General features: G+C 59.6%; 10 protein-coding genes. 8 read left to right on the top strand and 2 right to left on the bottom strand.

The features are described from left to right. Positions 1-34: 34 nt before the first annotated feature. From ACWUI2_RS01520 to ACWUI2_RS01500, 5 genes are all read left to right on the top strand, one after another. Positions 35-1,093: a PEP-CTERM sorting domain-containing protein gene (locus tag ACWUI2_RS01520; RefSeq protein WP_486981094.1), complete on the top strand. Its 1,059-nt coding sequence runs from the start codon at positions 35-37 to the stop codon at positions 1,091-1,093. Between the two features lie 21 nt (positions 1,094-1,114). Further along, positions 1,115-5,797 carry a hypothetical protein gene (locus tag ACWUI2_RS01515; protein ID WP_486981093.1) on the top strand — a complete coding sequence of 1,561 codons (4,683 nt, stop codon included), beginning with the start codon at positions 1,115-1,117 and terminating at the stop codon, positions 5,795-5,797. Positions 5,798-6,058: 261 nt separating this feature from the next. Then, entirely contained in the window at positions 6,059-8,800 is a 2,742-nt protein-coding gene (locus tag ACWUI2_RS01510) for an autotransporter outer membrane beta-barrel domain-containing protein (protein WP_486981092.1), read from the top strand. A 20-nt stretch (positions 8,801-8,820) separates the two neighbouring features. After that, a complete protein-coding gene (locus tag ACWUI2_RS01505; RefSeq protein WP_486981091.1) occupies positions 8,821-9,648 on the top strand; it encodes a type II secretion system protein in 828 nt (275 codons plus the stop codon). 169 nt (positions 9,649-9,817) lie between these two features. Beyond that, on the top strand, positions 9,818-11,644 hold the full coding sequence (locus ACWUI2_RS01500; protein WP_486981090.1) for a glycosyl hydrolase family 32: 1,827 nt from the start codon (positions 9,818-9,820) through the stop codon (positions 11,642-11,644). 41 nt (positions 11,645-11,685) lie between these two features. On the opposite strand, the gene ACWUI2_RS01495 is transcribed toward ACWUI2_RS01500, so the two are convergent. Beyond that, a complete protein-coding gene (locus ACWUI2_RS01495; protein WP_486981089.1) occupies positions 11,686-12,066 on the bottom strand; it encodes a DUF3592 domain-containing protein in 381 nt (126 codons plus the stop codon). A gap of 115 nt (positions 12,067-12,181) precedes the next feature. On the opposite strand from ACWUI2_RS01495, the gene ACWUI2_RS01490 reads away from it, so the two are divergent. Together ACWUI2_RS01490 and ACWUI2_RS01485 are read left to right on the top strand one after the other, a co-directional pair. Further along, positions 12,182-12,988 carry a fumarylacetoacetate hydrolase family protein gene (locus tag ACWUI2_RS01490; protein ID WP_486981088.1) on the top strand — a complete coding sequence of 269 codons (807 nt, stop codon included), beginning with the start codon at positions 12,182-12,184 and terminating at the stop codon, positions 12,986-12,988. A 131-nt stretch (positions 12,989-13,119) separates the two neighbouring features. Then, positions 13,120-13,782: a type II secretion system protein gene (locus ACWUI2_RS01485; RefSeq protein ID WP_486981087.1), complete on the top strand. Its 663-nt coding sequence runs from the start codon at positions 13,120-13,122 to the stop codon at positions 13,780-13,782. Between the two features lie 73 nt (positions 13,783-13,855). On the opposite strand, the gene ACWUI2_RS01480 is transcribed toward ACWUI2_RS01485, so the two are convergent. Continuing rightward, a complete protein-coding gene (locus tag ACWUI2_RS01480) occupies positions 13,856-14,878 on the bottom strand; it encodes a LacI family DNA-binding transcriptional regulator (RefSeq protein WP_486981086.1) in 1,023 nt (340 codons plus the stop codon). Positions 14,879-15,096: 218 nt separating this feature from the next. Here ACWUI2_RS01480 and ACWUI2_RS01475 point away from each other — a divergent pair, with 218 nt between their 5' ends. Beyond that, positions 15,097-18,501: a glycoside hydrolase family protein gene (locus ACWUI2_RS01475; protein ID WP_486981085.1), complete on the top strand. Its 3,405-nt coding sequence runs from the start codon at positions 15,097-15,099 to the stop codon at positions 18,499-18,501. The last annotated feature ends 111 nt before the right edge of the window (positions 18,502-18,612 follow it).

Below are 18,612 nucleotides of genomic sequence, written 5' to 3'. Positions count from 1 at the left end.
AAATGAACGAATCAGTTGAAACCCGAATAATATCATGAAACCAACAAATAGAGAGATACCCGAAATGAAGCGGGAGCGGATGGAGGTCCGTTCCCTGGTGATGGCTCTTGCCTTGATCGGAAGCGGTGCCGGAGCTGCCCATGCCGGCACTTGGGGCGGGGGAGACGGCAATTGGAATGTCGGTCAAAACTGGGCGGGGAATGCTGTTCCCAGTGGAGTGGCCGTAACCGTCGGCAATGAAGGAAGTGTTGCCCGGATCCTCGACGCGGTGCCGAATATAACCGGCCTCCTGATTCAGAACGAAGGATCGGTTTCCATCGAAACCGGAGGCCGGATCGCCGTGCCCGTGACGGTCGAAGGAGGGCATCTGGTCATCGACGGTGGAACGCTCGGGCGAAATCAGGCCAATAGTGTCTCCAGAAATTTGATCAACATCGATGGTGATTCAACCATGACGATCGTCTCGGGATCGGTGCTGACCAGCGGGATCAACAGCTTGGCCGGAAGCGTCTTCATGAGCGGCGGTTCCTGGAACCATACCAGCCGGTTCGATCTCAGCGGCACCTTTCATTTCAGCGGGGGAAGTCTCGTCACGTCCAACTCGCCCTTTCGCGATGTGGGGGCCGCGACCGTCACTGTTGAGGGGACGTGGGGCGGTGGCAACCTTACGTTTGGCGGGGGCGGCTTTCAGTTGACCAACTCCAATTCGGTGCTGGAGGCGCTCTTCAACGAGAGTGGCGGTATCGAGACGATCGTCACGAGCGGCGAGGCTTTGTTGCGCAATGGATTTGCCCGACTCGACTTGTCTGCGACGATCGATCCGGGTTATGACCTCACCAATCTGCACGGAACCCATATCCTGGTTGCGGCGTTGGGGGGAATCGATCTTGCCGATTATGGCCTGACTCTCGGCGGATCGTTTTTGGCTGAAGGGCTCGCGGTCAGCGACTGGGGCGTGGTGGCCGGGCAAGGAGCCTGGGAAGGTTACGAACTTCTGCAGGTCACGGTGATTCCGGAACCGGCGACGGTTGCGTTATTCCTCTCGCTGGCGATGGCCGGTTGCGTGGGATGGCGCAGATGGAATCGGAAATAAACTGAAGGGAAACGAACAGTTATGACCCATCTCCTCCGTCGACTCATATCCATCGCCCCCGGCCTGTTGGTCGCGGGCGCGGCTGTCTCGTGGGGAACCTCGGTGACCTGGATCGGCGACGATGGCGATTGGATGATTGGGGACAACTGGGATTCCGGCGGCGTGCCGTCCGGTCAATCGGCGATCGTGACCGGCGAAGGACAGGTGGCCCGGATCCAACATCCGGCTCCCGGGCTTCTCGGTCTTTCGGTAGAGGCGGATGCGGTCGTGGCTGTCGAAGAAGGCGGGCGTATTGCTTCGATGGTTACGGTCGACGGTGGTCGGCTTCTGATCGACGGAGGATCGCTTGGTCGAAATCAAGCGGATTCGGTGGCGCGAAATCCACTTCAGGTTATGCCGCGGTCCAGCGTGGATTTATACTCGGGATTCCTTTTGACCAGCGGGATCAGTCTGGTGGAGGGCGAAGTGAATGTCGCGGGAGGGACATGGAATCATTCCGGTCGGATCGATCTGGGGGGAACGTTGGCGGTGCGTGGCGGGGTGCTTCAGACTGGCAATTCCCAGTTGCGGGACGTGGGTCCGTCCCGGATCCGCATCGAGGGAAGTCGGGAGGATGGGAAATCCATCGCGCTGGGGGCGGGTGGTTTCCGGATCAGTCATGCGGAGACGATCATGGAGTTTAGGTTTGATACATTTTCGTCGGTCGATCCGGTTGCCGCCACGGGACCGGTTTCGGTGGAAAGCGGGACGATCCGGATCGGATTGGCGAAAGGGCTTGGACCGGAATTCGACCCCGGAGCTTTGTTGGGCTTTCAGACTCTTTTTGCGTCGAAGGGAAGCCTCGAAGTGGCCGGTGTCAACCTGGTGGGGGAAAGTGGTATCGAGCTGGGCAACGTCGGCCTGGCCAGCGGAACCGGTGAGTGGAGTGGTTATAATCTGTGGCAAGTTGAGATCGCGAAACTGCCCGTTTACTGGACGGGAGGGGATGGCAATTGGGCCGATGCCGCGAATTGGTCGGGGGGGGAAATTCCGGCGGCGGATTCCGCACTAGTCCGGGGCGAGGGTCGCCGGGCGAGAATCACCGGGCCTGCGGCGACTTTGGGGCGATTGCACGTGGAAGATGGGGCGGTTGTCAGCCTCCATGGAGGGGGGCGGATGGCCGCTCCGGTGGAGATCGAGGGGGGGGCGGTCTGGATCGTTGGCGGCGTATTGGGCCGCAACCAGGCCAATGAAGTCGAGCGAAATGTTTTGCGGGTTGGAGCCGACTCCGCGTTGAGGTTGATTAACGGGAATCTCTTGACGAATGGAGTCGCGGCGATCGCTGGCCGGATGTCGATTCGTGGCGGCACTTGGAATCATACGAATCGGATCGATTTGAGTGGAAATTTTGCGATGGATGGAGGCACCCTGGTGACAGGTTCCGGGGTGATGCGGGACGTCGCGCCCGCGACGCTTACGGTGAAGGGCCAATGGGGGGAAGGGCAAAGCATCCATCTCGGTGCCGGAGGGTTGGCTCTGACGCACCCTGGGTCGATGTTTGAGGTACTCCTGAATGAAGAAGGACGTATCGAACCCATCAGGACATCGGGCGGTGTGACGTTTTCGAATGTCGCAATCCGAATCGATCTGTCGGAAGGTGTTTCCCCGGCAATCGAGTCGGCGACCTTCATGGGGAACCATCCGTTGATAGCCGCACTCGACGAAATTGAACTCGACGGCGTGGCCTTGGAACTCGGCCCCGCGATGGAGGCCCGGGGGTTGACGGCTGACTTCGCGGTAATCGATGGAAGCGGTGCTTGGAGTGGATACGAGGTTTTGGAAATCCGAATTCGGGCGATACCGGAAGAAGTGGATACGACTTGGGTGGGCGGCGTCGGAGACTGGAGTGTTGAATCCAACTGGTTTCCGGCGGGCGTGCCGTCGGAGGTCCGGGCCGGAGTGATGGGAGCGGAAAGCGTGGCCCATATCACCGGAGTCGTTCCTGGGCTGGATGGGTTGTCGGTGCGGGACGGTGGCACGGTGCGGTTGGCATTGGGGGGACGCCTCGCGTCTCCGGTGACCGTCGATGGGGGACTATTGTTACTCGAAGGCGGGATCGTGGGAAGAAATCAGGCCAATGCCGTAGCAAGAAACCCACTCCAGGTGATGGACGATTCGAGCCTGATAATCCGGTCCGGTCAGCTCTTGACAAGTGGCGCCAGCTATTCGGCTGGCGAGATCCGTCTGGAAGGAGGGACTTGGAACCACACCGGTCGCATTGATCTTCGCGGGAAAACGATTCTTTCGGGCGGATCCTTAACCACGGCGAGCGGCGTGGTCCGGAACGTGGGATCGGCGGAGCTGACGGTGATCGGCAGATGGGCGAACGGGGGAGGGATCGCGCTGGGGCCTGGCGGGCTGGAGTGGACGGGATCCGAAGCGAGTTTGGAGTTTTTGTTTGAGGAAGCCGGCGGTATCGAACCGGTGGTGACGGCCGGAAGCGCGGTGTTAAAAGATATCACCATTCGAGTCGGGCTTGTGCCGGAGCTGGAAGGAGATGTTGACGAACTCAGCGGAATACAAGGGACTCATGTCGTGGTCGCGGCTCAAGGCGGCTTGTCGTTCGAAAATATCGCTATGGTGATCGACGGGCGGTTGAGGTTGAACGATTGGACGGTGGGGGCGGGAAGCGGTTCCTGGGCTGGATACACGGTGTTGATGGTGGATCTGGGGCCGGCGACCGAGGAAGAATTATACAACGGAATCGTTCTCCCCGGGGAATGGCCGCCGACCTATATGGCGGATGATGCGAGCCTGAATCCATTGCCGGTGCCGTACTTGGACGTCCCGCCTGCGGTTATCCCGATCAACGTCGGGCGTCAATTGTTTGTCGACAACTTTCTGGTTGAAGCGACCAACCTCACGCGGACTTTTCATCAGGCCGTGAAACACCCCGACAATCCGATCTTTTATCCGGAGACCGAAGGGGAACTAGGGATCGGTGATTTCGTGCCGATGGCGGCCCCCTTCAGTGATGGGGTATGGTATGACCCCAAAAGCAACGTATTCAAAATGTGGTATCAGGCGGCCTATTTCGATGGAACCGCTTACGCCGTGAGTCCGGATGGGTTGAACTGGGAACGCCCCGATCTTGACGTGGTGCCGGGGACCAATCGGGTCCTTCCGAACCGGGACGGAGTGACCCGGGATTCGTCGGCGGTGATTTTGAATCATGATGCGATCGATCCGACCGAGCGGTTCAATATGTTGCTCTACACCCGGCCGGCGCAGCGCGGAGAAGTCTATACCTCGGCGGACGGAATTCATTGGGGAGAGCCGATAGAGACCTTCGAGATGGGAGACCGGTCGACGATCTTTTACAATCCATTTCGGCGGAAGTGGGTGTATAGCATTCGATCTAGCTGGGATCGCAGAAGTCGCGATTACGTGGAAACCGACGATTTAATCCTGGGAGCGATCGCGCCGCAGAACCGGGTTCATTGGTTACGGGTGGACAACCTCGATCAGGCGGATCCGGAAATCGGGGACCGTCCTCAACTCTATAACTTTGACGCGGTTGCCTACGAATCGTTGATGCTCGGCGCCTTTACCGTTCATCTCGGGCCTTCCAATACGGTGATCAATGAGACCGGCATTCCGAAGATCACGGAGATTCATATAGGTTTCAGTCGTGATGGATTTCATTGGTCGCGGCCGGACGATCGGACTCCCTTCATCGCGGCCTCCCGGACGGAAGGGTCGTGGGACCGGGGATATCTGCATTCGAATGCGGCGCTCTGCCTGGTGATGGAAGACGAGCTGTGGTTTTATTACACCGGTTTTGCTGGAGACACCACCCTGGTGAATCGAACACCGCGCTATACCGGAGGGGCTTACGCGAACGGGGCGACAGGTCTGGCCATTTTGCGGCGGGATGGTTTCGCCTCAATGGACGCCGGGGAAACGACTGGAACGTTGACCACCCGGCCGGTGATCTTTGAGGGCCGGTATCTGTTCGTGAACATTGACAATCCCGAGGGAGAGTTGCGGGTGGAAGTCTTGGATGAAAACGGCGTTCCGATCGATGGGTTCGGGGTGGAAGAATCGAAGGCGGTCTCGGCCGATAGTACCCGGATTCGAGTTGAATGGAACGATCAAGAGGATTTGGCACCCTTGGCGAACAGACCGGTCAAGTTTCGCTTTTACCTGACGAACGGAAGTCTTTACGCGTTCTGGGTCAGTCCGGATGAGGCGGGTTCGAGTCAGGGCTATCTGGCCGGAGGCGGTCCCGGATTCCGGGGCGCGGTGGATGACGTTGGCCGAATCGAGCGGGCGGCCGGCGGAACGCCACATTGGTGGCTCGTTGAAAATGGGCTGGTGGAAGCCGGGGCGTCCCCGGAAGCGTTTGACCAAGCGGAGATGATGGACCTTCTCGGGAAAGGATTTACCGCCCGGGAGGAATATATCGCCGGAACGGATCCGAGGGATCCGTCTTCGCGGCTGAAGGTGCGGGAGATCGATCTGGGCGTGGAGGGAATCACGCTTCGGTGGGATGCGGTTTCGGGCCGGTGGTATTCGGTCTTCAGCAGGGATCGTTTAACCGCGGGTGGCTGGGAGCGGATCCATGGTCCGGTTTGGTATGCTGCGGACCAATTGGCCACATTCACGGACTCATCGATCGGTGGCGCGAAACGATTTTATCGGATTGGGGTGGAGCGGAAATGAACGACGGCGGAATATGGCTGGTATCATACCAGGCGACAGAGGTTGCCGATGGTCCTTCGTCCGTGAAGATTCGGAGGAAAGGAAAAGGGGACCTGCTTTCCGATTATTGCCGTCGTTTCGAATGATCCATCGATTTACGAACCCAAAAAACACTCAACCTGACCAAACATGACGCAAAAAACCATCAGACGTAAACAATCTCTCCCGATGCTTCGCCGGATTTCGTCCGTGGGGCTGTGGAGGCCCATTATGTGCCTCGGGATGACGGTAGGCCTGGCCGGCATCGGCTCGGCTCCCTTGAACGGTGTGACCAAAGAATGGATCAACTCCAGTGGCGGAAGTTTTCACCTTGGGGGGAATTGGAATCCCTCCGGCGTGCCGACTTCGTTGGACGAGGCGGTGTTCAACCTTGGCGCCGCCGAGCCTTACACGGTCGATTTTTCCCAATGGGTGACCAATTACCGGATGATTTTGAATTCGGATAAAGTGAGGCTGAACCTGGCGGGAAACCGCTACACACTTCAAGACGAAGGTTCGACGGGAAACAATCCCGCGCAATATCTCACGGGGTTGACCGTGGCTCCCTTTGAAGGAGACGATGCCGAACTGATTGTGGAAGGAGGCGGGCACTTGCGAACCGGAGCGGTTCATGTCGGTGGAGCCGCGGGATCCGTTGGACGAGTCATCGTGCGGGGAAGCAGCACCAGTTGGATGAACGACGCGTTTAATCAAACCGATGGAAACGTATTTGGCCGCGACGGTTTTGCCTCGTTGCGGATCGAAGACGGAGCATTGGCGGATTTTGACCTGTTGGCCTTTAACCGCCGCGCCGGGTCCCAGACCGAATTGGTGGTGACCGGGACCGACTCTCTCCTTGACGCCTGGCAACTCGATCTGGCTCTTGCCGATGGGGGAGACTTTTCGGTGACCGAGGGTGGAAAGATCAACGGCCGTCACCGGTTGCATGCCGGTTGGGCGGGACACTCCACCCTGTTGGTCGACGGCGGAACGCTGCAAGCGCCGGATCGTTTATGGTTGGCGGCGGGTGCGGGATCAATGGATATCACGTTGACGAATGGGGCGGTCATTGAGACCGGTCAATTCACCCTGAGCCGGATTGTCGGAAGTCAGGCGACGTTGTCGATGGATGGCGGGTCGAGAATCAGTTCGACAGGCGCCCTTCAACAACGGGTGAATTCAGAACTGGTCGCCTCGGGGGCGGGGACGATCATTGAAACGGACAACGATTTCTTCGCCGGATGGGAGAGTGCCGCTGAGCCCGCGGCAACGACCGTGATCAAGGACGGAGCCTTTATGCGAGTCGGAAACGACGTGCGGGCCGGACGGGACGGGCTTTCCGCATGGCGGGTGGAGAACGCCGCCGTGGAGGTGGCGCGACATGTCCGACTTGGAATCACCACCACTGGCGGTTCCAGCCTGGTAGTTGACGGATCCACCTTCTCGGTTGGGCAAAATCTGGTGGTCAGTGAAGTCAAGACCACCGAAGGCAGCATGGAGGTGATCAATGGCAGCACGGTGACCGTGGGAGGCGATTTGCGGCAAATGGCGAACTCGACCCTGTTGATCGAAGGTGAAGGGAGCAGCCTTGAAGCCGCCGGAGATTTCTTCGCGGGTTGGGTCCTGGACGCTCCGGGTGTTTACACCATGGTGAAAGATGGCGCTTTCTTGGGGATCGGAAAGGACCTTCGGGCCGGCCGGGATGGGATTTCGACTTTGACCATCAATAATGCGACTGCCGATGTTGGCGGATGGGTGCGGCTTGGGGTTACCCAACCGGGGAACTCCACTCTGGTCCTGGAAAACGGCGGCCAGATGACCAGTGGTGAGATCTTGCATCTCGGACCGGCGGCCTCGACGACCGGTCGGATCATCATGCGTGGCGGATCGACTTGGAATTCAATCATCGGCCGTGCGGGCGGGGAAGGACGTGACACCGACCTCGGCGGAAACCAGGACGCCTTTGGATCGATCCTGATCGAAGAAGGTAGTGAACTCACCATTACGGGTTCGAGCCGTTACCGGATTGGCGAGGCACCCGGAAGCGAAGGGATCATCATCGTCACTGGTGAAGGCTCGCGCTTCGCCGGAACGGAACTCGGTGTTCACGTGGGCGGTGCTCCACTGGAAGAGGTCGATGAGGAAACCATCGGCGGTCCGGGTGGCCAAGGCCTTTTGGAGGTAAACTCGGGAGCGCTGGTCGATCTGGGAGGCGAGCTTTTCGTCTGGGAAATGGGCGTCCTGTCGATCGATGGCGGACAAGTGAAAGCCGCTGAGCTCGGTTTTTCGGAGGCGAGCGGCGCCGTGGTGAATCTGGTTCTTGGAGCCGGTGTTTCGCCCAGCCTCGACATCGCGGGGAATGTTTCCCTGGGCAATGAAGTCTCCCTGGAGCTGAGCCTGGCCGACGGATGGACGCCGGTCGCTGGGCAAACGGTCACGCTGATCGCTTACGGCGGAACCCTGAGCGGGCAATTCGCCGGACTTCCGGACGGGGCCATTGTCGAAGTCGGCGGGGTGGATTTCCAAATCGCTTACGGAGAAACCGCCGGCGCGGTGACCCTGGAGGCGGTCGGGGAATCCACTGGTTTGACCTATTCCGCCTGGGCGGCCGGTTTTGACCTGCCGCCGGGCCAGGAAGGACCGGAGGCCAACCCGAGCGGTGATGGGATTTCAAATGCCATCAAGTACGCCTTGGGATTGGATCCGACTGTGGCAACCGTGTCGGCGATGCCCGAGGCCCGTCTTTACGAGCAGGATTCGGAACGCTACCTTTCGCTGGAGATACCAAAGAATCCAGAGGCGGTGGAAGCCACGTTTATTGTGCAAGTATCCGTAGACTTGGTACAATGGGAGGCGGGAGCCGAATTTATCGCGGTGATCGAAGAGACAGAGTCGCTTTTATGGGTCCGGGATCGGACGCCGATTTCTCAGCTGGATAAGCGTTTTATTCGGCTGTCAGTCGAGTTGTCCGCTGGTAACGAATAACGGGAGAGGAGAATAAAACAATGAATACACAACAGTTTGGCAGAAATCGTTCGGAGCGCCCCAGGGCGGGCGGTGCATGCGGGTTCACCTTGATTGAACTCTTAACGGTGATCGCGATCATTGCGATCTTGGCGGCGATATTGATTCCTGTCGTGGGGCAGGTCCGGGAGTCCGCTCGCACTGCGACGTGCGCGAGCAATCTCAGGCAACTCGCCCAGGCGGGGCTGATGATGATCGATGAGCAAAACGGACGTCTGCTCGATTCCCGGGGATGGCGGCTTCCGCCCGTGGTGGACGGAATCGAGCGGCGCGATTCGTTGGCTCCTTATCTCGGTTATACCTTGGCGATGGCCCAGCCTCCGAGCATGACGGTCTATACCTGCCCGAGCCACATTGCCATCGAAGGAATGCATCCCGGGGTGAGCGCGGATCACGATGCTTCGTATCCGGGGAGTGATTACGGGAGGACCTATTCCATCAATACCTACACCGCGCCCTCGTTCGCGAACACCTCGCGTGAGTATATGGATGGAACCGCCCACGTCCACAGCCATGCCCCAACCAACATTATCCAGCACATGAATCCGACCCAAACGGCGTTTTTCATGGACGGAATCAGTAATGGGGACGGCATATCCAAACCATCCTTCCGCTCGGAGCACCCGCGTTTGCGCCTGCAGTATTCCGGACCAGGATCGTTGGGATTGATGTTTCAGCACAATGGCCGGATCAATGTGGCTTATCTCGATGGTCACATTGGCACGATCAGCAGTCTCGATGAGATCCCGACTTCGCGATATGATCCGTTCTGGGGGGCACCGGTCCCCGGGGAACGGGAGCGCCGATGATGATCCGGGATATGCCGGGTCAATCGTGAAAGATGATCGGTATTGGCGGGATGAGCGCGTCGGGAGGCGGCGCGCTTCTCCTTTTGTGATGGTTGGCATGTTCGCCGGCAGTCCTCATGGAAGGAATTCTAAAGTGTAATCAAAGCGGAAATACGAATCGAAGAGTTGTATGAAAAGAGAAGAGAATGTGAACCGGAGGGAATTTCTGAAAGCGGGCGTGATCGGAGCGGCCGGGTTGGCCGTCGGGAGCCGGATGGGCTCGGTCTTGCGGGCGAATCCGCGTGATCCGGTGGGAGCCGCTTCCGGGAATGGATCCGGGGAACTGCTTTACAATGGGATCCGTTTGCCGTCGGAGTGGCCGCCGCGGAATTTGAATCCACGCAGTCGTCGGGTGGTTTCCGTGCCTTATTTGAAGAATGTTCCCGACGTTATTCCGGTGAAGGTGGGTCGGCAGTTGTTCGTCGACGACTTTTTGATCGAACGGACGAATCTGCGCCGGACCTTCCATCAGCCGGTGCCTCACGCGGGCAATCCCGTGCTGCGCCCGCAAACACCGTTGGAAATGAATAACAATCTCTGTCCGGTGGCATGTCCATTCACCGACGGGGCGTTTTACGATTCCCGCGACGGAAAATTTAAAATGTGGTACATGGCCGGTTGGTTCGACGGCACGGCCTATGCGGAGAGCCGGGACGGGGTCCATTGGACGCGTCCGAACCTGCCAATCGTGCCCGGGACCAACCGTCTTCTCCCCGATGCCTTTGACCAACGGCGCGATGGGGCAACGGTTTGGCTGGATGATGACGCGGAGAATCCGCGGGAACGGTTCAAAATGTTCCTTTTTACCCGGGCCGGGAAGATGGGGCGGGCGCTGCAGAATGTCGGCGGTTGGATTTTCACCTCCGGAGACGGCATCCATTGGGATTGCCGGGGACGGACGTCGTTCACGAACGACAACACTCTCTTCTTTTACAATCCGTTTCGCAAGAAATGGGTATTCAGTTTGCGGACGTTCGATCGGCGGGACGGAATCCGGGAGCGCACCCGGGGTTATTGGGAAAGCTCGAACTTTCTCGACGCGGTTTCGCGGGACGACACCTGGGCCGGACAAGCGCCCGTTTTCTGGACGAGTGCTGATGAAAAGGATCTGGATCGTCCGGATTATCCGATCGGGGAAAGAACCCAATTGTATAAGGTCGATGCCGTCGGTTACGAAAGTCTGATGCTTGGACTTTTCCAGATCCACTACGGACCGTCGAACGCCGCTTGCGCCGAAGGAGGGTTCCCGAAGTTGACCGACTTGCAGCTCGGTTTCAGCCGGGATGGTTTCCATTGGGACCGGCCCCATCGCGAGGCCTTCATCGGTGGGACTCTGGAGAAGGAAGACTGGGATCGCGCATACATCCACTCGGTCGGCGGAGGCTGTTTCGTCGTGGGTGACAAATTGTATTTCTATTACAGCGGTTTCCGGGGCGATGAGAATAACCTCCATCCCGAGCATGGTTGGAACGGGATGTATGCCAACGGTTCCACGGGCATCGCGGTCCTCCGCCGGGATGGATTCGCCTCGATGGACGCGGGGAGTCAAGGCGGCGAGCTGATTACCCGTCCCCTGGTCTTTGAGGGGGAACACCTCTTCGTGAACGCGGCCGTAAGCCGGGGGGACCTTCGGGTTGAAGTGCTCGACCGTGATGGAAACGTGATCGCGCCTTTCGACCGGGGAAATTGCGTGCCGGTTTCCACCGATTCCACTTTGGAGGAAGTCCGGTGGAATGGTGGCGGGAGTTTGGGGGAGTTGGCGGGGCAAGCGGTCCGGTTTCGTTTTCTGCTGAACAACGGGGAACTTTACTCGTTTTGGGTCTCCAAGGACCGTTCGGGGGCGAGCCAGGGATTTGTCGCGGCCGGTGGTCCGGGTTTGCGAGGCCATCGCGACACGGTCGGCAAGGCGGGATATGCAGCCGCCGCGGAGTCGCTGGGGGCGATTCGCCTGGGATGAGGCGGTGCGGGGCCCGTCCCGGGGCCTCGCCGGAGGGCGGTTCAAGGGGATTGTTGGAGGGCGGCGAACGCTGCGCCGGCGGCGAGGATGAAGAAGGCGGGCGGGGCGGCCCAGAAGGCCAGTAAGGAGAGAATCATCGCTTTTTCCGGAGCGTTCGAGGGGTAAATCACTTCAAAGGTGGTCTTCTTGACGGGGCGTCCGTAGCCGGGCCCTCCGGTGAATTCGTAATGGTTCCCGTCGTCGGCTTGGAATGCGACGACGGGAAAATAGAATTGGCGGCGGATGCCGCGAATTTCCCAGCGCACGAAAGTGCCGGTGGCGCGCGCGCCCCGGGTGAAGAGGGTGACTCGACGCCACAGAATCACCAAGCCCATGACCCCCATGATTAACGAAACGGTGGCGAGGTAGACGATTGCGAGCATTCGATGTTTTGAATCCAGCTTACGAAGCCTGAAGCTGACGGCAATTGCGAAAACATGACGGGGCGAAGTCGGTTTGGCATCGACTCCCGGGGTGGCGGCGAATAGACCGGAGGAAATGAAGATTATCCGTTATCGAAACCATGAGGGGGAAATCGGCTATGCCGCCGAGGTGGAAGGGGGGCCGCGGGGAATCGCCGGAGATATTTTCGGCGATTTCGCGGTGAGCAACCGTCCCGCGAGGGTGGCGAAGGTGTTGGCGCCGATCATTCCGCGGGCGATTTTTTGCATTGGGTTGAATTACCGGCGTCACGCCGAGGAAAGCGGTGCCCCGGTTCCGGACTTTCCGGTCGTATTCATGAAAGGGGCGAACACGTTGCAGGATCCGGGCGGACCGATTGAGTTGCCGCGGTCGTTGCGGAGCGGCGAAGTCGACTACGAGTGTGAATTGGCGGTGGTCATCGGGCGGACCTGCAAAAACGTCCGACGGGAGGAGGCGTTGGAATACGTCCTCGGTTACACCTGCGGCAACGACGTGAGCGCCCGCGACTGGCAGCGGAAGATGGGCGGAGGGCAATGGTGCCGGGGGAAAACTTTCGACACGTTTTGTCCGCTCGGGCCGCGCTTGATAACGCCGGACGAGATCCCCGATCCGGGGTCGTTAAAAATCCGGACCGTGTTGAACGGCGAAGTGGTGCAGGACTGGCACACCGGAGACATGATTTTCGATGTTCCGGCGTTGATCGAGTTCTTGAGCGGGAGCACCACGCTTTTGCCCGGCACGGTGATCATGACCGGGACCCCTCATGGGGTCGGCATGGCGGCCAATCCACCCAGGTGGCTGCGGCCGGGGGACGAGGTTACCGTCGAGATCGACAAGATCGGAAAATTAACCAATCCGGTGATCGAAGAGGAAACCGAGTGAGGCCCCGGGGTGCGTTAGGGTAACGTTTCTTGTAGGTTGAGAATGCCGGGGGAGTGGTGCTTACTGGTTGAAACGCTTCAAAAGTTTATTTCGGTCGCGAAGCACAATCCAATCCCCGCATTCCAGCCGTCATGTCCAAGAAATCTTTCCTGCATTCAAACGTCCGAGGGTTCACCCTCATCGAACTTCTCACGGTCATCGCCATCATCGGTATTTTGGCGGCGATCCTCATTCCGGTGATCGGAAGGGTCCGGGAATCGGCCCGGGATTCCGTTTGCCGGAGCAACCTGCGGCAGATTCACACGGCGATGGTCTTGTGGGCGAATGACCATGATGACCGGTTGATTCCGATCCAACGGGAACCGGCTTCGGCGCCTGGGACCAACCGGCATTACTGGACTCAAGTGCTGCCCGACGAGGGGTATGTGCCGCCGACGAGAATCGATGGCGTTTTGGATTTCAATCACGTCTTTTTCTGCCCCTCCGCCGATCCGGTCAATGAAGGGACTTTCGCGACGGATTTCTCGATGAACGAGGACATTGGTTACCGCTCCGGCGGCGGCGCCCAGCGCAACTTGAGCATGTCAGATGTGAGCAGCCATGCCATTGTCGGGGAAGTTCGTTCGATCGCGTTTTTCACGCGGGTTCGTTTGCGGGACGACGCCCGTTTCCGCCACGGCGGCAATGGAAACCAAGGGACTGGCAACTTCGTGTTCGGCAACGGCAGTGTGCAGTCGTTCCACTACGCCCAAAGGGAAGATTTGTGGGAAGACTACTGCCGCTGGGTGAACTGAGATCTGAGGATGTGGCTGAGGCGGGACGCTTCACCGAACAGGCAGGAATGCCTGTTTCACGGACATTGCTTCGCTACGTCCTGTCTGTGGTTTGTTTCGGAGGGCAGGTGGTTTCGCCGGTTTGCCAGACGGATGGGATCTGGAGGATTCGAGGAAATTGGCTGAGACCGACCCCGTCGCCGTGGAGAAACCCAACCAGCATGTCGACGGCCGCGATCCCTTTAGCGACGCGGCGTTGGTTCATGCCGGAGAAAAACGGATTGTCGGGGCTGATGTCGAAACTTGCGTAGCCAATTTCTTCGGGGATCTTGACCCCGGCTGTGTGCATGAGTTCAAAGACCCGGTTTTCCCGTCCCGCGCTCAAGACGCAGTCGGGGCGGTGCTTCTTGATCCATTCGAGCAACGGGGCACTCGCGAACTCGTCCGGAAGGTGGAAAGGCAGTTGTTCGAGTTCCGGGTGCACGGAGTGGTAGGCGAGGTAACCTCCCCGCCAAAGGTAGTTGACCCGATCGTCCATCTGCCGCTCCATCGCCAAGCCGATCCGGCGGTAACCGAGGGCGCGGAGCTTGTCCAGAACGGTGGTCATGGTCTGGTATTGATTGGTGGCGACCCGGTGGATGTAAGGGTTTTCCAGCGTGTAATCGAGGGCGACCGCCGCGTAACGGTCCCAGCGGAAATCGAGTTCGCTGTGCGGATGGGGAACCACGCCGACGATGATTCCCCGGATGCCGCGGTTCCAGAGGACGCGGTCGATCCGCCGGGCCGGATTGCTGCTGGTGATTCGGAAGTCTTCCACTTGGAAACCGAGTTCGGCGGCGCGGGTCTGGATGCCGACGGCGGTTGAAATTTGGGTCTGCCAATGCGGCCAGATCATCGCGAGGGTTTCGGTCCGGTCCGAGGGACGACGGTAACGCAGACGTGACATCAATTCCGAAACCTTCGGGTCGGGTCGGTAGCCCATCTCTTCCGCCAGTTGCCGGATCCGGTCGCGGGTGGCGTCGGAGATCCCCTTGTGCCTCCGCAAGGCCCGGGAAACGGTCATGATCGAAACCCCGGCTTTATCGGCGACGTCTTTTAAGGTGATGCGGTCGGGCATGGCGGGAAGAAAAAACGGTTAACCACGAATGGACTCGCATGATCATCCGGAGGGGGACCGGGGAGCGTCAAGGGTTCTTTAGTTAGGGTAACGTATTTTTGGAAATTGTGAGGGTGGCTATTCCGTCGTTGAATGGGTCGAAATCGCCGCAACAACTGCCCGCGTCCGAGGTCCATGGTATTTTGCGGCGGAAAGCCCCATTTTCATTTTTTAAGTTTATGAGCCTTTTCAATCTTTTAAGAGGTGTCGGCCTTTCCGCGGGAGCGGTGCTGACGGTTTCCCTGGCCGCCGCAAATGTCATTAACGGAAATGTCCCCGCCACCACCTGGACCGGATCCGTGGACAACGTCTGGAACTCCGCCGTGCCGGGCAATTGGTCGGACGGATTGCCGGACGCCGCCACCGGCGCGGTTTTCCCGGCCCAAGGGGTGAGCCGAACGGCGATCAGCGTCACCGCGTCGCAGACGGTGCATTCGTTGGTGTTCCCGGCCCGGACGGACGGGGGAATCCCGCTCGATTACGCGATCGTTTTGGGAGGCGAGCGCCAGTTGCAGGCCTTGACCGGCATTCACGTCGGGGCGGGGGCCGGGCAGGTGACGATCGACGTTGGTAGCAACTTTCGGTTTTTGGGCGACGGCGCGACTGGACGAATTGTCAATGATTCGGATCGGCCGCTTACCCTCGACGGGCGGTTGCATCGGACCGGAGGGTTCAGTCTCACCTTGGAGTTCGACGGCTCGGGAGACACCATCCTGACGGGAGGGTTCAATGGATCGGTGGTCCATGCCGAGGTGTCGACCTTCCGCTTGGCTCCGGGGATGGGGGGGCGGGTGATCGTCGCGGAAGGGATGAGCGTGAATCGAAACAACCGGACCGAAGTTCATGGAGGGACGTTGGTGTTGGACGGTTCGCATCCCGGGGCCGGCTTTTATTTCCACGTCGGGGGCGAAGGAGCGGAAGCGGTTTTGACCGGCCGGGGAGAGATCGGCCGGGGAGCGACGGCGATGCCGGTGCGCATCTACTCCGGGGGAGTCGTCGATCCGGGTCGGTCGGGTGCGGTCGGAACACTGCGGTTCGCCGATCAATTGGTCGATTTTCAAGCCGGCTCGACAGTGCGACTCGATCTGCTTAATCCCGGGTATCATGACCGCATCGAGTTTCTGCAAGTGAACTCGACCCCTTCGGTGACCCTCGCCACCGGCGGGGCGGGGGTGGAGCTCGACCTCCGCTTTTTCGGCAGTCGCCCGGCGGGTGGAGAATATGTCATCCTTTCGGGCTACGGTAACCTGACCGGGCGGTTCGCCGGTTGGGAAAACGGGGTGGAGCGGACGTTGGACGGATTCGCCGAAGGGTATCGTTTCCGGGTCGATTACGGGCCGTCGGCGACGACGTTGACGGTGATCCCCGGGCCGGAGCGGAGGTTCGGCATCGACGAATTCGGGTTCGCCGAACAGACGGAAGATTTTGAGCTGCGTTTCGCCGGTTTGGCGGACCGGACTTATCGGGTTGAGGTATCCGATGATTTGATACATTGGAACCTGTTGACCGAGCGGACGACCGACATGGACGAAGACGTGATTGTGGTCGATGTCGGGGCAACCGAACGGGCGCGGCGGTTTTACCGCGTGTCGGAGTGGGAACGTTACGGCAACGAGGCGAATCCGGCGATGGTCCAGCGGGTCGAGTCGGGAGAAATCGATTGGGCCAATGCGGCTTGGTGGGGCTTCGACCCGGCCGATGCGACGGATGCGTTGCAGGCAGCGATCCAGTCGGGGGCTCGGGAGTTGACCGTGCCGGACATGGGGACCCCGTGGATGATGCGGGAAACGATCCGCTTGGCGGGCAACCAGACGATCCGGTTTAAAGAAGGGACGGTGGTCGAGGCGATCGAAGGACGGTTTCTCGGAATCCACGATTTTCTTTTCGCGGCGGTCGAGGTGGAGAACCTTCGGCTGGAAGGGGGGGGCTCGACGCTGCGGATGCGCAAGAGCGACTACCAGAACGCGCCTTACGCCCCGAGCGAATGGCGGCATTTGATCGGGCTCTTCAGTGCGAAGAATGTCGAAATCTCCGGGTTGATTCTGGAAGCGAGCGGGGGCGACGGCATTTACATCGGGGTGGCCGGAAGCCAGGGGACGACCCGGACGACGATGCCCCGCTATTGTGAAAACATTGTGATCCGGGACGTGATCTGCCGCGACAATCATCGTCAAGGTATCAGCGTGATCAGTGTGCGCGGCTTGTTGATCGAGAACACGATTCTGGAGCAAACCAGCGGAGCGCCGCCTCAGGCCGGGATTGATTTCGAGCCGTTCCGGCCGTATCATCTTCTTCAGGACATTGTGATGAGAAACTGCCTGACCCGGAACAACGCCGGGGCCGGATACGTGATCTGGGTGTCGGACCTGGACGAACCGATTTCGATTTTGTTGGAAAATTGTCGGTCGGAAGGAGACCGCGACGGTCTGCGGGTGCGGGTGAATTCGGCGGCGGACCGCTTGCTGGAAGGGTGGATTGATATCATCGGGTGCAGTTTTGAAGGAAGCACCGGACGTGGGATCGCGATTGAGAAACCGGCGGAAAGTCCGGAATTGCGGCTCATCGATTGCGAAGTGATCGAACCGGCGATGACATTCGGCGACCGGCGACCGGTGATGTTTTACAGCTCGCCCGGCGCCACCGATCCTGTCGGGGGTGTTCATTTCGAAAACCTGTTGATCCAGGATCCGCTCGACCGGATACCGTTCGGATACGTCGACCATGCGGGGGGATTGCCGCTGACCGGTGTTACGGGAAATCTGATTCTGAATCCGGCGCCCGGGGAGGTCGTTAATGTAGATCTCACGCCGCAGCAACTGGCCGAATGGATTTCGACCCCGGAGTGGATCGATCTCCCGCGGTTGAATTTGGCGGAGATTGAGTTCGAACCGGTGATGGCGGGCAATCCGGCAGACTACGGTTATACCCGGGGGCGGGTGCGCTCGCGCGGGGCGGACCGGGAGGCGTTGTTCGCGGTCTATGCCCCGGCGGGGGAGAGTGTGACGATGCGGTTGCGGTTCGCCCAGCTCGCGAGTTTCGAATCGGGACCGTTGAACGTTCGGGTGACTGATCAATCGGGGACGACGGTGCACCAGACCTCAATCCCGTTCCAAGCGGACACGGATGTGACGTTCGCGGCGGTCGCCGGGGGCCTTTATTTCGTGACGGCGAATCCGAACCAAAACCTGTTGTCGGTGATTGAGAGCACCCACCGGGTCAATATCGGTATAGCCGACGAGCGGGTGAACCTGAAAACCCCGGCGGGCGATCATTATTTTTGGGTGCCGCGCCACACGGAAGAATTCGCGGTGGAGATCGCCGGCGACGGATCGAACGAAGGGGTGCAAGTCGAGTTGATCAATCCGGCCGGCGAAGTGGTTTATCACCGTGACAACGTGACCGGGGTGCAGCAATTGGCGATCGAGTATCCCGGGCCGGCCCCGAGTGTCGGGGAAGTTTGGATCCTCCGGATCTCCCGTCCTTCGACTCTCGGGATGCATTTCGGCGACGTTTACATCGACCTGCGCGGGATTCCGCCGCTATTGGCTCCATCGCCCGAGGCGTTGTTGCGTCCGGTTGAGTGAGACGAAGCTCCGGTAGCATTCCGGCTTTCGCCGGATGACGGAGCGGCGCGCTTCAGCCGCCGCCACGTTGCCCGAGCGAAGTGTTGGGAGGATCGCTTTTGCCGACGGTCT

The organism is Verruconatronum alginivorum (assembly GCF_056590205.1).
The sequence above is the reverse complement of the archived record's forward strand: the minus strand, read 5'-3'. Positions and strand labels throughout refer to the sequence as shown.

Excerpts from the sequence above, each read along its gene's own strand:
- ACWUI2_RS01475 (WP_486981085.1), top strand. The coding sequence starts at position 15,097 with ATGAGCCTTTTCAATCTTTTAAGAGGTGTCGGCCTTTCCGCGGGAGCG.
- ACWUI2_RS01505 (WP_486981091.1), top strand. The coding sequence starts at position 8,821 with ATGAATACACAACAGTTTGGCAGAAATCGTTCGGAGCGCCCCAGGGCG.
- ACWUI2_RS01515 (WP_486981093.1), top strand. The coding sequence starts at position 1,115 with ATGACCCATCTCCTCCGTCGACTCATATCCATCGCCCCCGGCCTGTTG.
- ACWUI2_RS01495 (WP_486981089.1), bottom strand. The coding sequence starts at position 12,066 with ATGCTCGCAATCGTCTACCTCGCCACCGTTTCGTTAATCATGGGGGTC.
- ACWUI2_RS01485 (WP_486981087.1), top strand. The coding sequence starts at position 13,120 with ATGTCCAAGAAATCTTTCCTGCATTCAAACGTCCGAGGGTTCACCCTC.
- ACWUI2_RS01520 (WP_486981094.1), top strand. The coding sequence starts at position 35 with ATGAAACCAACAAATAGAGAGATACCCGAAATGAAGCGGGAGCGGATG.
- ACWUI2_RS01480 (WP_486981086.1), bottom strand. The coding sequence starts at position 14,878 with ATGCCCGACCGCATCACCTTAAAAGACGTCGCCGATAAAGCCGGGGTT.
- ACWUI2_RS01490 (WP_486981088.1), top strand. The coding sequence starts at position 12,182 with ATGAAGATTATCCGTTATCGAAACCATGAGGGGGAAATCGGCTATGCC.
- ACWUI2_RS01510 (WP_486981092.1), top strand. The coding sequence starts at position 6,059 with ATGACGGTAGGCCTGGCCGGCATCGGCTCGGCTCCCTTGAACGGTGTG.
- ACWUI2_RS01500 (WP_486981090.1), top strand. The coding sequence starts at position 9,818 with ATGAAAAGAGAAGAGAATGTGAACCGGAGGGAATTTCTGAAAGCGGGC.